Genomic DNA, 12,466 nt, shown 5'->3' on the forward strand with positions numbered 1-12,466 from the left:
TTTTGGAACCGCGCGCGAACGACCAGCCGTGCGTGTGCACGGACGAGAGGGCGCCCTGATGGCGACGTACCTCCAGTTCCTCGCCGCGTTCGTCGCGCCGCCACTGGCCGCGCTCGCCGTGCTTCGCTGGCGTGACCGCCGCGACGAGTGGTGGTCGCTTGTCGGCGTCGGCATCCTCCTCGTGCTCGCGCTGGCGTACACGACGCCGTGGGATAACTACCTGATTCGCCGCGGCGTCTGGACGTACGGCGCCGACGCGGTGGTGGCGACGCTGTGGCTCGCGCCAATCGAGGAGTACGCGTTCGTGGCGATGCAGACCATCGTCGCGGGGCTGTGGGTGCAACGCGTCGCCGACTCGCCGGACCCGGAGTTCACGCCCGCAAGGCGGGACGCCGCAGCCGGCGCGCTCGCCGGCCTCGCCGTCACGGCCGCCGGCATCGCGTTCCTCGGGACGGCGAGCACGTTCTACCTCGGCGCGATTCTCGCGTGGGCCGGCCCCGTCCTCGCACTCCAGTGGGGCGTGGGCTGGCGGTACCTGCTCGCGCGCTCCCGCACCGTCGCCGTCGGCGTCGGCGCGCCGACGCTGTACTTCGCCACCGCGGACCGCGTCGCGCTCGCGGACGGCATCTGGACGATTTCGACGGAGTACGCCACGGGGGTCGCCGTCGCGGGTCTCCCAATCGAGGAGGGCGCGTTCTTCCTCGTGACGAACCTCTTCGTCGTGCAGGGGCTGGTGTTGTTCGACTGGGTGGTCGCTCGATGGGCGTGACCCGACTCGACGAGCGCGTTCGCCGCACGCTCGCGCGGCCGGCGCTCGCGGTCGGCTGGGTCGGCGTCGCGGTCGCGGCGCTCCCGACGCTCGCCGGCGTGGAGCTGTCCACGACCGCGCGGTACGCGCCGCTGGTCGCCAGCGTCGTGCTGTTCGGCCTGCCCCACGGCGCCATCGACTACGTCGCGCTCCCGCGCGCGGTCACGGGCCGCGTCACCGGGCGCTGGCTCGCCGTGGTGGGCCTTCTCTACCTCGTGCTCGGCGGCGCGTACGCGGCGGCGTGGTTCGCGTGGCCGGTCGCGTCGGCGCTAGCGTTCGTCGCGCTGACGTGGCTCCACTGGGGGCAGGGCGACGTCTACCCGCTGGCCGTGCTACTGAACGAGGATTACCTCGATTCGCGCGCGCGACGCGTAGCGACCGGCGTCGTCCGCGGCGGCCTCCCGATGCTCGTGCCGCTGCTGGGCCACCCCGAGACGTACCGCGACGTGGTCGGGGCGTTCGCCGCGCCGTTCGGCGGGAACGTGGGCGACCTGTGGCTGTTCGCGCCCGACGCACGACTCGCGCTCGGCGCCGCGTTCGCGGTCGTGACCGTCGCGACGCTGGCCGCGAACCGGCTCGCCACCGCCGAGTCGCCGCCGACCACGTGGCGCATCGACGCCGCCGAAACCGTCGGCCTCTGTGCGTTCTTCCTCGTCGTCCCGCCCGTGTTCGCGGTGGGCGTCTACTTCTGCCTGTGGCACGCCGTCCGCCACGTCGCCCGCGCGGTCGCCGTCGACGACGGCTCGCGGCGCGCGCTCGCGTCCGGCGACCTCCGTGGGCCGCTCGGCCGGTTCGCGCGCGAGGCCGCGCCGCTGACGGTCGCCGCGCTCGCGTTACTCGCGGGCTTCTGGGTCGCCGTCCCGAACCCACCCACGACCCTCGAAGGCGCGACCGGACTGTACCTGGCGTTCGTCGCGGTGTTGACCCTCCCCCACGTCGCCGTGGTGACGTGGATGGACCGCGCGGCAGGGCTGCTGTAGCGGCGGCAGCGACAGGAAACGTTTACCTCCCTCCGTCCAGAAGTCCCCGCCAAGAGAACAGATGGCCCAGGACATCAAACCCACCCGGAAGAACCTCATGGAGATCGAGGACCGCATCGAACTCTCCGAGCGGGGCCACGACACGCTCGAACAGAAGCGCGACGGCCTCATCATGGAGTTCATGGACATCCTCGACCAGGCGCAGGACGTCCGCGAGGACCTCGAAGCCAACTACGAGACCGCCCAGAAGAAGATCAATATGGCGCGCGCGATGGAGGGCGACATGTCGGTCCGCGGCGCGGCGGCCGCCCTCGAAGAACACCCCGAGATTACGGTCGAATCCCGGAACATCATGGGCGTCGTCGTCCCGCAGATCGAGTCCTCGAAGGTCCGCAAGAGCCTCGACGAGCGCGGCTACGGCATCCTCGGCACGAGCGCGCGCATCGACGAGGCCGCGGAAGCCTACGAGGAGCTCCTCGAATCTATCGTGCTCGCGGCGGAGGTCGAGACCGCGATGAAGAAGATGCTCACCGAAATCGAGACCACCAAGCGCCGCGTGAACGCCCTGGAGTTCAAGCTCCTCCCCGAACTGTACGAGGGCCAGGAGTACATCGAGCAGAAGCTCGAGGAGCAGGAGCGCGAGGAAATCTTCCGCATGAAGAAGGTCAAGGCGAAGAAAGAGGAAGACGAGGAGGAGGAAGAGGAAGCCGCGCAGGCCGCCGAGGAAGCGCTGGCTGACTGACCGGCCTCGTCCACGCCGGCTAAGTGGTGGCCGCGCCTCGTCCGGGTATGAGCTGTTCGAACTGCGGCGGCGACGAACTCTCCTTCCACGTGCCCGACGCCGTCAGTGACTACCTCCCCGACGACAGGCCGGCGGCCGCGCTGTGCACGAACTGCTTGCGGGTGTCGCCCGCCGACGACGCGCCCGCGGAGTACCCCGAGTTCGCGCGCGTCAGCGACGCGTTCCCGGCCGGCGAGAGCGGCGCCGTCGTCGCGTGCCTGCTCGCGCTGCTCGACCGGCTGGTCGTCCACCGCGGCGACGCCGAGCGGGTCGCCACCGAGGCCGAGCGCCGCGGCGTCGACGTGTTGCTCGTGCTCGACCGCCTCGCCGCCGACGACGGCCTCGACCCGCATCTCGACCTCGCGAAGCGCCGCCGCCAGCTCGAACAGCTCATCTAGGGGCGGCGACGGCGTGCCGCAAGGGTTTAGCCGACCGGCCAGTAACGGCCTGTATGGCAGACTGTCCACTCGCCGACGAATGCCCCAGTTTTCAGGAGCAGATTGAAGGGATGGGGTGTCAACACTACGGCGACCGCGGCGGGATGGAGTGGTGCAACCACTACAGCCAGCCCATCGAGGACCTGAAGACCGCGCCCGTGGTGCCCGGCGAGGAGGTCGTACTGGAGGTCGACGACATGCACGAGAGCGGTGCCGGCGTCGGCCGGCAGGAGGAGAGCGGCTTCATCGTGATGGTCGACGGCGTGCTGCCGCCGGCCCGCGTGAAAGCCGAGATTACGAAAGTGAAGCCGAACTACGCGCGCGCCGATCTCATCGAGAAGCTCCCTGACGAGCCCGACGATGAGAAGGGCGAAGAAGCCGAAGAAAGCGAGGGAGTAGACGAAGAAGCCGAGGAAAGCGAGGAAGCGGAAGCTGAGAGCGAGCGTCTCGGCAGCCGCGAGAACTTCTGGGGTAACTAGCGGAACTGCTCGACCGAGAGGTCGTCGGTGAGGTGGACTTCGCCGTCGATGAGCACCGGGATACCCGAGTCCGCGAAGAACGCCTCTAGTGCTGACTGCGGGAGCGTCGTTTCTCGTACCGACGCGTCGTAGATGGCCGAGGGCGTGTCCGTGTGCGAGTACGCCGACATCCCACCGATGCCGCTCTTCGCGTGCGGGTAGTGGTGGATGGACACTGGCCACGCTCCGGACGTCGCCTGGACAGCGTCGGTGTCGAATACGTGGAGAACGGAGATATTGGAGTGGCTCTGTCGAATGTGGCTCTGCCCGTCGCCGAGGATGGTGTACCGATCGGCCGGCGTGCCGGCGAGTTCGAGCGCGTCGAGAATCCCGTACAGCGGGAACCCCACGCCGAGGAGGGCGGCTGCCATCTCGCCGACCGACCGCGCGTCGTCGTCGGCGACGTCGTCGACCGTGACGAAGCCGCCGGCAGCGCCGGCAGTCAACAGTGCGCGGCCTTGCTCGTAGGATCGGCAGCCGTTCAGGAAGAACGCCTTCACGCCCGTCCGCGCCAGCGTTCTGGTGTCCAACGCCCCGTCCGGGCACATCATCCCCGAGTCCGTGACGTGGCCCACAAAGTGGAAGTAGTCCACGTCCTCGTACAGCGCCTCCCGTAGCTCCGCCGACGACAGGTCGTGGGACACCCGCACGTCCGTCTCCCGGTACGGGTGAGAGTCGAACAGGGAGACGTCGCCCTGCTGGAGGCGGGCGTCGTTGAACACGACGTGGACGTCGAGCGCGCCGTCGTCAGCCGACGCCGAGAGATCCCGGCGGAACGACCCCACCGTCGGGTTCGACGCCCGGACCGCGTTCCCGGGGGCGACCCACGAGTGGCCGGGCGTCTCGGCGTCCGCCGGCACGACCAGAGAGCGCTGCGTCAGCGTTGTCGCGCTCGCGGACCGTGCGAGCGCGCCGTCCGTGGACTGGAGCGCGTTCGGGGACGGCGTGAGGTCGACCTCCGAGTCCCGGCGCGGCGGGCTCCGAACCAGCGCCAAGTTGTCGAGCAAGTGAGGGAGCGCCGGTGCGTACGCCGGGTCTGCTGCGACGTCCGCCGTGTAGTGCCAGTCGAGCAATCCTTCGGTCGCCGACCGCGACACGTCGAGGTACTCGGCCGTCCGCTCGTCCAGCGACAACTCGAACAGCCGCTCGTAATTCAGGTCCACGCGCGCCTCCAGTTCCGAGACGACGGTCGTCTGGAACGGGAAGACGCCAGCTGTCCGCACCGCGCAGTCGAGGGTGAACACGTGCTCCAGTACCGAGCGCACGCTTTCGGCGAGGGCGTCGACGCAGAGGTCGCGGCTGCGGCCGGCCGCGACGATTCGTGGCCGCGTCCCCGGCTCGATGGTGGCACCGAGGTAGTACGCCAGCGGCGCCACCGTGTAGACGGCGCCGTACTCCGGCGGCACCTCGATTCGCACCCCGGTGTCCGGTGTCTCGACCTCGGGTGGGATATTCAGCGTATCACCTCGCTCGATGGCCGGCGGGTGCCCCCGTAGCGTCGGCCACGACCTATCTGGCGAGTGTGTCTTCAGCGCCGACCCGAACGTCGACACCGCCTGCATCAAGTCTCGTGGGTCGTCCGTCGTCGTCACTGTCCCCGCCGGCGTCTCGTGGTGCGACCGAATCCCGACGACCATCCGCGTCGCGGCCTCTATCACGAGAACTGACCGATCGCTGTCGAGGCGAGCAGTCGGCTCGGCGTCCTCGACGCGCACGTACAGCTTCGCATCGGGTGGCGAGAAGTCGACCTCGTAGGTGCCCCGCGGCAGTCGCTCGGAGGTTTCCCCGGACTCGGTGCGGTGGACGGCTTCACCGTCGCGCCAGAAAATCACGTCAGCGAACGTCGGCATCCGTAACTCGCGCGCTTCGACGGCGACCGCCGCGTCCACGGGCATCGTGAAGCCCTCCGTCGATGCCGGCGTCGGGTCGACGGCCCGGTCCGTGTACAGTGGGAACTGCTCGCCTTCGGAGGTATCCCGTACGCGCAACCCATCTTCGTCGTCGAGCGCGTCGACGTGGACCGTCACGCTTCGCGGCCCCGGCCCACAGTCGCTCCCCAGACCATACTGGACTGTTGGGTGTTTCGATTAAAAACATTCGGTCCGCGTGCGCCTCACTCGAAGTCCGCCATCGTCAAATTCGGTGTGTATCGGAGCTCGCCGTCGAGCAGTACGGGTGCCGGAGAGGCGTCGAGCAGCCGTTCGAGCTCCGAGTACGAGATTGGGTCGCGACGAACACTGCCGTCGGCGATGACTCCATCGACAGCGGTGTACGAAGGAGCGACGAACGTACCCATCCCGTTCTCGTCGTAGGGATACTGTTGGACGCTCACCGAGGCAGTGTCGGAATCAGTGTCGAAGTCGTCCGTGTCGAAGTCGTACATCGACGGAGTCCCACCTGGGTCACGACGGAAGGCGAGCGTCCCACTCCCGAGAATCGAGTAGCGCTCTGCAGGCATCCCCGCTCGGTCGAGCACGTCCAGCACCGCGTACAGCGGGAAGCCGCTGTCCAACAGCAGCGAGATGTCGTGCCCGACCCGCCCCGCCACGTCGTCCGCCACGTCGTCGACCGTGACGATACCCCCGACACTCCCCGCCGTCAACAACGCCCGCCCCTGCTCGTAGGACCGACACCCGTTCAAGAAGAACGCGCTTACTCCGGTCTTCGCCAGCGTCCGTGTGTCCAACGTCCCGTCCGGACACACCATCCCATCGTCGGTGACGTGCCCCACGAAGTGCAGGAAGTCCGTCTCCTCGTACAGCGCTTCCCGCAATTCCGCGGCCGTCAGCGAGTGGGACACCCGAACGTCCGTCCGGGCGATTTGGTGGGTGTCGTAGGCCGTCTCGTCACTGGCGTCCAGCCGCGCGTCGTTGTACACCACGTGTACGTCCAGCGGGTCGTCGCCCTGTGGCCACTCGAACCCACGCCGGAACGACCCAACCGTAGGATTTGCCGCACTCGGCGAGAACTCGTCGGCGACCCACGAACGGCCAGGAGTTTCGGTGTCCGACGGAACGACACCCGAGAGCTGCGCCAACGTGGTGTCGGCGGCCGAACGAGCGACCGCACCGTCACTCTCTCGAAGCGCATTCAGGGAGGGCGTCAGGTCGACCTGTCCGGACTGCTGTGGCGGACTCCGCACGAGCGCGAGTTCGTCCACCAAGTACGGCAACGCCGGCGCGTACGCCGAGTCTGCTGCCACGTCCGCCGTGTAGTGCCACTCCAGAATTCCCGCCGTCGCCGACCGCGCCACGTCCATGTACGCCGCCGTTCGCTCGGCGAGGGGCAGCTCGAACAGCGTCTCGTAATCCAGCGTAACTCGGTCCTCCAACTCGTCGACGGCAGTCGTTCGAAACGGGTAGACGCCTGCCATTCTGACGACGCAGTCCAACGTGAACACGTGCTCCAGAACCGACCGCACGCTCCCCGCCAAGTCGTCCGCGTCCAAGTCTACGCTCTGCCCACCCATAATCAGTCGCGGCCGATTCCCCGGTTCGACAGTGGCACCGAGATAGTACGCCAGCGGCGCCACCGTGTAGATGGCGCCGTACTCCGGCGGCACCTCGATGTGCACTCCTGTATCTGGAGGCGCAACCTGGTCGGGAATGTCGAGTTCGCTACCGTGCTCGATGGCTGGCGGGTGCCCCCGTAGCGTCGGCCACGACCTATCCGGGGAGTGCGTCTTCAGCGCCGACCCGAACGTCGACACCGCCGCCATCAAATCCCGCGGGTCGTCCGTCGTCGTCACCGTCGCTACTGGCGTCTCGTGATGGGAGCGAACGCCGACGACGACGCGACTTGCGTCGCCGAAATCCAGATAGACGTGGTCGTCGACGAACTCCGCGGTCGGCTCGGCGTCCTCCACGCGTACATAGAGTTTCGCCGCGGGCGGCGAGAAGTCGATTTCGTACGTTCCGCGCGGGAGGCGTGGTGCGTCGTTCGGTGTTGCGCGGTGAGAAACCTCGCCGTCTTGCCAGAAGACGACGACCTCGAATGACGGCGAGTGGAGTTCGCGGGCGTCGATTTCGACCGCAGTGTCGACGGGCATCGTGAACCCGTCCGTACTCGCGGGTTCGGGATTCGGTTCGCAGTCGGTACGCAGCGCTACCGCTTCACCCTCCGAGGTGTCGCGAATTCGGACTCCCGGGCCGTCGTCGAGCGCGTCGACGAGGACCGTCACAGCCTGCGACCCCACCCAGAAGCAGGCCACTCGTTCATGGTGGAGGAAGGCCGCGTTCGCGTAAAAGGATTCTGGGGCGCCGTCCACGGGGTTTTTGCGTTCCGGCGGCGTCCGCGTACACATGGACGAGGGGGTTCCGGACGCCGACGAGGTGTTGGCCAGCGCCGGCTTCGACGCCACGGAGAGCGTGCTGACGCGCCGGCAGGCGGAGGTACTGGCGTTGCGCGAGCGCGGCGCCTCGCAGGCCGCCATCGCCGAGCAGCTCGGGACCTCGCGCGCGAACATCTCGAAGGTGGAGGCGAGCGCGCGGGACAACGTCGCGAAGTCCCGGGAGACGGTGGCGTTCGCGGAGGCGCTGCAGGCGCCGGTTCGCGTGGAAATCGACGCCGACACCGACCTCTACGACGTCCCCGAGATGGTGTACGCGGCCTGCGACGAGGCGAACGTGAAGGTGTCGCTGTCCGCGCCCGAGGTGATGAAGCGCGTCAGCGACGCCGCCGGGTCGGCCGTCCGCGGCCGCGGCGTGCACGCGCCGCTGCTGGTGTCGGTGACCAGCGACGGTGACATCCAAGTGCGAGAGGGCGACGAGTAGCTCAGAACCGGTCGTCCTCGCGGAGTTCCGCGACGACCTCGCGGACGCGCTGGGCGTCGTCGGTCGGTACGACGAGCACGCGGTCGTCGAACGCCGCCACGACGAGGTCGTCGGCGCCCACGACGGAGACGTGTTTGTCGTCGCTGGCGAGGACGTTCCCCGAGGCGTCGATGGCGAGCGCGTCGCCGAGCGTCGCGTTCTTCTCGTCGGCGAGGCGCAACAGCGCGTCCCACGCGCCGACGTCGTCCCACGCGAAGTCCGCGGGGACGACGCGGACATCCTCGGCGCGCTCCAAGACCGCGTAGTCCACGCTCACCGGCTCGATTGCGTCGAACGCGTCCTCGACGCCGCTCCCGGCTTCGAGCGCGTCCACGACCGCGTCGAGCGGGCCGTCGCGGGCGGCGTCGAGGAAGGCGTCGGGCGTCCACGCGAACATCCCCGCGTTCCAGTAGCAGCCAGCGTCAAGGAGTTCCTGAGCCGTTTGCTCGTCGGGTTTCTCGCGGAACTGCTCGACGGCGTAGTGGTCGCCGTGGTCGGCGCCCGGCTGAATGTAGCCGTAGCCGGTGGCGGGGCGGTCGGGCTCGACGCCGAGCGTGACGAGTGCGTCGGTGCGCGCCGCCACGTCCACGGCTGTTTCGGCCGTGGACCGGAAGCCGTCGCCGACGACATGGTCGCTGGGCAGGCAGAGCATGACGGCGTCGGAGTGGCGCTGGCGGACTTCGCTGGCGGCGTACGCGAGCGCCGGGCCGGTGTCCCGGCCCGCAGGTTCGACGAGGACAGTCGCTTCGGGAACGAGGTCGCGGACGCGGTCGGCGTACGACTCCCGGGTGACGACGAACAGCTCGTCGGCGAAGCCGGCGCGGTCGGCGGTCCGGCGGAGGAGACTGCGGTCGTCGTCGCCGAGCGCGAGGAACTGCTTGGGGCGGTGGCTGCGGCTCGCGGGGTAGAGCCGCGTCCCGGTGCCGCCGGCGAGCAGGACGGCGGCCGTGGTCACCACGCGGGACCACCGCGGTTCGCGGGCGGCGTCTCGTCGCAGACCTCGGGCGAGCAGTGCATCGAATCGAGGTTGTCGCCCTCGCGTTATAGGCCTGTCCGCGGCGCCGCGCACCACTTTCACCCCGGTTACGACAATTTAAATACGGTAGCGCACCAACCCCGATACGTCTCCCACCGAAAACACGCGGAGACGAATACGACCATGAGCGACCTTTCAGACACCGCTGCGGAGATACACGACGAGTTCTCCGAGCACGTCGACGCCACCGTCGACGACGTAGAAGCACGGCTACAGAAACTGGTTTCCGAGTACAAAGTCCCGCTCGACGAGGCGCGGCGCTCCGTCGAGAACCACTACCTCGACGAGGCCGGCCTCGACCGCGACGACCTCGCGGGCGGCGGCGGCAACGAGACCGTCCAAGTGGAGGACGTGGACGAACCCGAGCAGTGGGTCGACCTCACTGCGAAGGTCGTCGAACTCTGGGAGCCCCGCTCGGACTCGGTCGGGCAGGTCGGCCTGCTCGGCGACCCGACGGGCACCATCAAGTTCACGAAGTGGGCGAAATCCGACCTCCAGGACCTCCAGGAGGGCCAGACTTACCGCCTCGGCAACGTCGTCACCGACGAGTACCAGGGCCGGTACTCCGTGAAGCTCAACCGCACGACCTCCATCCAGGAGGTCGACGAGGAGTTCGACGTCGGCGACAACGAGGACGAGGTCGAGGGCGCGCTCGTGGATATCCAGTCCGGGAGCGGCCTCATCAAGCGCTGCCCCGAGGAGGACTGCACGCGCGTCCTCCAGAACGGCCGCTGCAACGAGCACGGCGAAGTGGAGGGCGAATTCGACCTCCGCATCAAGGGCGTGCTCGACGACGGCCGCGACGTCCACGAGGTCATCTTCGACGAGGAAGCGACCGAGGCGCTGACCGGCATCGGCCTCGAAGAAGCCAAGCAGATGGCCAAGGACGCCCTCGACACCACCGTCGTCGCCGACGAGATGCGCGAGACGGTGCTCGGGCGCTACTACCGCGTGACCGGCCCGACGTTCGGCCGGTACGTGCTCGCCAACGACACCGAACAGCTGGGCGGGCCGACGGACCCGGAAGCCGTCCTCATCGAAGCGAGGTCGATATAACATGAGCAACGCACCCACTCGCGAGGTCGCACGCCGCGCCTTCGCCGCCGAGTTCAACGACGCCGAGTTCACGTTCAAGGAGTCCGACGACGAGCGCGCGCCGCTGTACGCGCTGTTGCCGACCGGGGAGCGCGCGAACCGCGTGTTCGTCGTCGGCACGCTCACCGAGACCGAGGACATCGGCGAGGACTCCGAATACTGGCGGGGCCGCGTCGTGGACCCGACCGGGACGTTCTTCGTGTACGCGGGCCAGTACCAGCCGGAAGCGGCGTCCGCGCTCCGCGACGCCGACACGCCGCAGTACGTCGCCGTGGTCGGGAAGCCGCGGACCTTCGAGACCGACGACGGGTCCGTGAACGTCTCCCTGCGACCGGAATCCATCACGCCGGTCGACGAGGCGACCCGGGACCGCTGGGTCGTCGAGACCGCCGAGCGCACGCTCGAACGCCTCGACGCGTTCGACGACGAGGGCAACGAGTACGCCGAGCGCGCCCGCGCCGAGTACGGCGAGGACGTCTCCCCGTACCGCCGCGCGCTCCTCGAAGCGCTCGAAGACTTCGACACGGAAGCCGACGTGCCGGCCGACGCGTGACCGTCTGACAAACGCTTATAGGGCTCGTTTCCTTATCCTCCCCCGAATGGGGAACAAGAACAAGACCATCTCGTTCCGCGTGAACGAGGACACGTTCGACGCGCTCCGGGACATCGCCGAGGAGCGCGACCTCTCGCTGTCCGCCGTGTTCCGGGACTACGTCGACTCGCTGGTCGCCCACGACGGCCAGGTCCGGGTCGTCCCCGAGAACCAGCCCGAGTCCGTGGACGGCGAGGAGTTCCCGCCGAAAGTCGAGGTTCCGAAGAGCTTCGTGCGCGAGCACGAGCGCCTCGAACTCGAAGCCGAACACCTCCGCGACCAGCTCGAGGAGCACAAGAAGTACATCGACCACCTCCGCGAGCAGGTCGAATCGGAGGGCGACGTCGAGGAGGTCATCCACCTCGAAGAGCTGGACGGCGACGACGACGAAGAGCCCTACCAGCTCGGGTAGCTACCGCGACAGCTCGCGTTTCTCTCTGGTCGCGCGCTCGGCCTGCTCCTGGCGGCCGTCCACCTCGGCGAGGTCCTCGACGGCTTCCAGCGTGCGGACCGCGTCGTCGAGGAACGAGTAGAGGTCGCCCGGATACGCGTACACCATGTAGTCTTGGGTCATCACGTCGACCATCGATTCGGGGTCCAGGCCCTGCGCGCGCAGGTCCAGCAGGTACTTGACGAACTTCCGCTCGGGGTGCCCGCAGTACGGATTGGAGTCACAGCCGCAGTCGAGGAAGTCCTCCGAGAAGTCCAGGACTTTGTCGCGGGTGGCTTCGTCCAACTCGGAGAGGTCGCCCGTGAAGAGGATGTCCAGGGTCGCGCCGCTGAACGCGCTCTTCGGGAAGCGCGTGTCTATCTGGGACGCTATCTGCCGGTGGTTCTTCACGTAGATTTTGTCCGTGACGGCCACAGTCACCCCACGATAGGCGGCAGCCGTGGAAAAGCGTATCGTCGTCAGTCGCCGCCGAGTTCGTCGAAGAGGGCGGCGACTCGCTCCCGAATCTCGTCCCGAATCCGTGTGACCGCCTCGGGCGAGCGGCCGTCGGGGTCGTCTAAGTCCCAGTCGCGGTTCTCGCCCGCCCAGCCCGCCGGACAGACGTCCTCGGCGGAGCAGCCCATCGTAATCACGTAGTCCGCGTCCCGGACTTCCTCGAACGTGACTTCCCGGGGCGTGCGGTCCGAGAGGTCGAAGCCGGCGTCGGCCATCGCGGCAACGACCTCTTCGTGCACGTGGTCGGCGGGGTCGGTGCCGCCGGTCACGAGGTCGATTTCGGCTTCGAGGCCACGGGCGACGCGTTCGCGCTCGGCGAACGCGTACGCCATCTGGGAGCGGCCAGCGTTCTGCACGCAGACAAAGGCGAGGGTGGTCGTCACGCGACCACCTCTCGCCGAGCGTGCAGAGCACGTCGCACCGCAGGTGAGACGGCGTTCTGCACGCAGACGAACGAGAGTG

14 protein-coding genes are annotated in these 12,466 nt (G+C 68.3%); 9 read left to right on the plus strand and 5 right to left on the minus strand.

Translation table 11 applies throughout. The features are described 5' to 3' along the window. The first annotated feature begins 34 nt into the window (after nt 1–34). From HHUB_RS11685 to HHUB_RS11705, 5 genes are all read left to right on the plus strand, one after another. Nucleotides 35–769, plus strand: coding sequence for a lycopene cyclase domain-containing protein (locus HHUB_RS11685; RefSeq protein ID WP_272948271.1), 735 nt, complete (start codon nt 35–37; stop codon nt 767–769). After that, complete coding sequence (locus tag HHUB_RS11690; protein WP_059057780.1) at nt 760–1,788, plus strand: Brp/Blh family beta-carotene 15,15'-dioxygenase; 1,029 nt, start codon at nt 760–762, stop codon at nt 1,786–1,788. Before HHUB_RS11685 ends, HHUB_RS11690 begins: the two co-directional genes overlap by 10 nt. A gap of 61 nt (nt 1,789–1,849) precedes the next feature. Continuing rightward, nucleotides 1,850–2,530, plus strand: coding sequence for a V-type ATP synthase subunit D (locus HHUB_RS11695; protein ID WP_059057781.1), 681 nt, complete (start codon nt 1,850–1,852; stop codon nt 2,528–2,530). A gap of 47 nt (nt 2,531–2,577) precedes the next feature. Continuing rightward, nucleotides 2,578–2,967: a DUF6276 family protein gene (locus HHUB_RS11700; RefSeq protein WP_059057782.1), complete on the plus strand. Its 390-nt coding sequence runs from the start codon at nt 2,578–2,580 to the stop codon at nt 2,965–2,967. A gap of 53 nt (nt 2,968–3,020) precedes the next feature. Then, nucleotides 3,021–3,485, plus strand: a complete 465-nt coding sequence (locus tag HHUB_RS11705; RefSeq protein ID WP_059057783.1) for a TRAM domain-containing protein — start codon at nt 3,021–3,023, stop codon at nt 3,483–3,485. Here the strand turns inward: HHUB_RS11705 and HHUB_RS11710 are convergent. Together HHUB_RS11710 and HHUB_RS11715 are read right to left on the minus strand one after the other, a co-directional pair. Further along, entirely contained in the window at nt 3,482–5,551 is a 2,070-nt protein-coding gene (locus tag HHUB_RS11710) for a hypothetical protein (protein ID WP_059057784.1), read from the minus strand. The two genes, HHUB_RS11705 and HHUB_RS11710, sit on opposite strands and share 4 nt — an antisense overlap. A gap of 86 nt (nt 5,552–5,637) precedes the next feature. Continuing rightward, complete coding sequence (locus HHUB_RS11715) at nt 5,638–7,704, minus strand: hypothetical protein (protein ID WP_143417640.1); 2,067 nt, start codon at nt 7,702–7,704, stop codon at nt 5,638–5,640. A gap of 121 nt (nt 7,705–7,825) precedes the next feature. Here HHUB_RS11715 and HHUB_RS11720 point away from each other — a divergent pair, with 121 nt between their 5' ends. Further along, nucleotides 7,826–8,296: a Tfx family DNA-binding protein gene (locus tag HHUB_RS11720; protein ID WP_059057786.1), complete on the plus strand. Its 471-nt coding sequence runs from the start codon at nt 7,826–7,828 to the stop codon at nt 8,294–8,296. Between the two features lies 1 nt (nt 8,297). Here the strand turns inward: HHUB_RS11720 and HHUB_RS11725 are convergent, their stop codons facing one another. After that, nucleotides 8,298–9,293: a mannose-1-phosphate guanylyltransferase gene (locus HHUB_RS11725; protein WP_059057787.1), complete on the minus strand. Its 996-nt coding sequence runs from the start codon at nt 9,291–9,293 to the stop codon at nt 8,298–8,300. 201 nt (nt 9,294–9,494) lie between these two features. Here HHUB_RS11725 and HHUB_RS11730 point away from each other — a divergent pair, with 201 nt between their 5' ends. The 3 genes from HHUB_RS11730 to HHUB_RS11740 are packed head-to-tail and all read left to right on the plus strand — an operon-like array spanning nt 9,495 to nt 11,470. Beyond that, entirely contained in the window at nt 9,495–10,427 is a 933-nt protein-coding gene (locus HHUB_RS11730) for a replication factor A (RefSeq protein ID WP_059057788.1), read from the plus strand. A 1-nt stretch (nt 10,428) separates the two neighbouring features. Further along, nucleotides 10,429–11,019: an RPA family protein gene (locus tag HHUB_RS11735; protein WP_059057789.1), complete on the plus strand. Its 591-nt coding sequence runs from the start codon at nt 10,429–10,431 to the stop codon at nt 11,017–11,019. A 46-nt stretch (nt 11,020–11,065) separates the two neighbouring features. Then, nucleotides 11,066–11,470: a CopG family transcriptional regulator gene (locus HHUB_RS11740; protein ID WP_059057790.1), complete on the plus strand. Its 405-nt coding sequence runs from the start codon at nt 11,066–11,068 to the stop codon at nt 11,468–11,470. On the opposite strand, the gene HHUB_RS11745 is transcribed toward HHUB_RS11740, so the two are convergent. Beyond that, nucleotides 11,471–11,923: a DUF5814 domain-containing protein gene (locus HHUB_RS11745; RefSeq protein ID WP_059057791.1), complete on the minus strand. Its 453-nt coding sequence runs from the start codon at nt 11,921–11,923 to the stop codon at nt 11,471–11,473. It abuts the gene before it with no gap. Between the two features lie 44 nt (nt 11,924–11,967). Then, nucleotides 11,968–12,387 carry an arsenate-mycothiol transferase ArsC gene (locus HHUB_RS11750; RefSeq protein ID WP_059057792.1) on the minus strand — a complete coding sequence of 140 codons (420 nt, stop codon included), beginning with the start codon at nt 12,385–12,387 and terminating at the stop codon, nt 11,968–11,970. Between the last annotated feature and the right edge of the window lie 79 nt (nt 12,388–12,466).

It is taken from the genome of Halobacterium hubeiense (assembly GCF_001488575.1).
Taxonomy (GTDB): Archaea; Halobacteriota; Halobacteria; order Halobacteriales; family Halobacteriaceae; genus Halobacterium; species Halobacterium hubeiense.

Coding starts and splice junctions, on each gene's coding strand:
- HHUB_RS11690 (WP_059057780.1), top strand. CDS start 760: ATGGGCGTGACCCGACTCGACGAGCGCGTTCGCCGCACGCTCGCGCGG.
- HHUB_RS11695 (WP_059057781.1), top strand. CDS start 1,850: ATGGCCCAGGACATCAAACCCACCCGGAAGAACCTCATGGAGATCGAG.
- HHUB_RS11700 (WP_059057782.1), top strand. CDS start 2,578: ATGAGCTGTTCGAACTGCGGCGGCGACGAACTCTCCTTCCACGTGCCC.
- HHUB_RS11705 (WP_059057783.1), top strand. CDS start 3,021: ATGGCAGACTGTCCACTCGCCGACGAATGCCCCAGTTTTCAGGAGCAG.
- HHUB_RS11720 (WP_059057786.1), top strand. CDS start 7,826: ATGGACGAGGGGGTTCCGGACGCCGACGAGGTGTTGGCCAGCGCCGGC.
- HHUB_RS11730 (WP_059057788.1), top strand. CDS start 9,495: ATGAGCGACCTTTCAGACACCGCTGCGGAGATACACGACGAGTTCTCC.
- HHUB_RS11735 (WP_059057789.1), top strand. CDS start 10,429: ATGAGCAACGCACCCACTCGCGAGGTCGCACGCCGCGCCTTCGCCGCC.
- HHUB_RS11740 (WP_059057790.1), top strand. CDS start 11,066: ATGGGGAACAAGAACAAGACCATCTCGTTCCGCGTGAACGAGGACACG.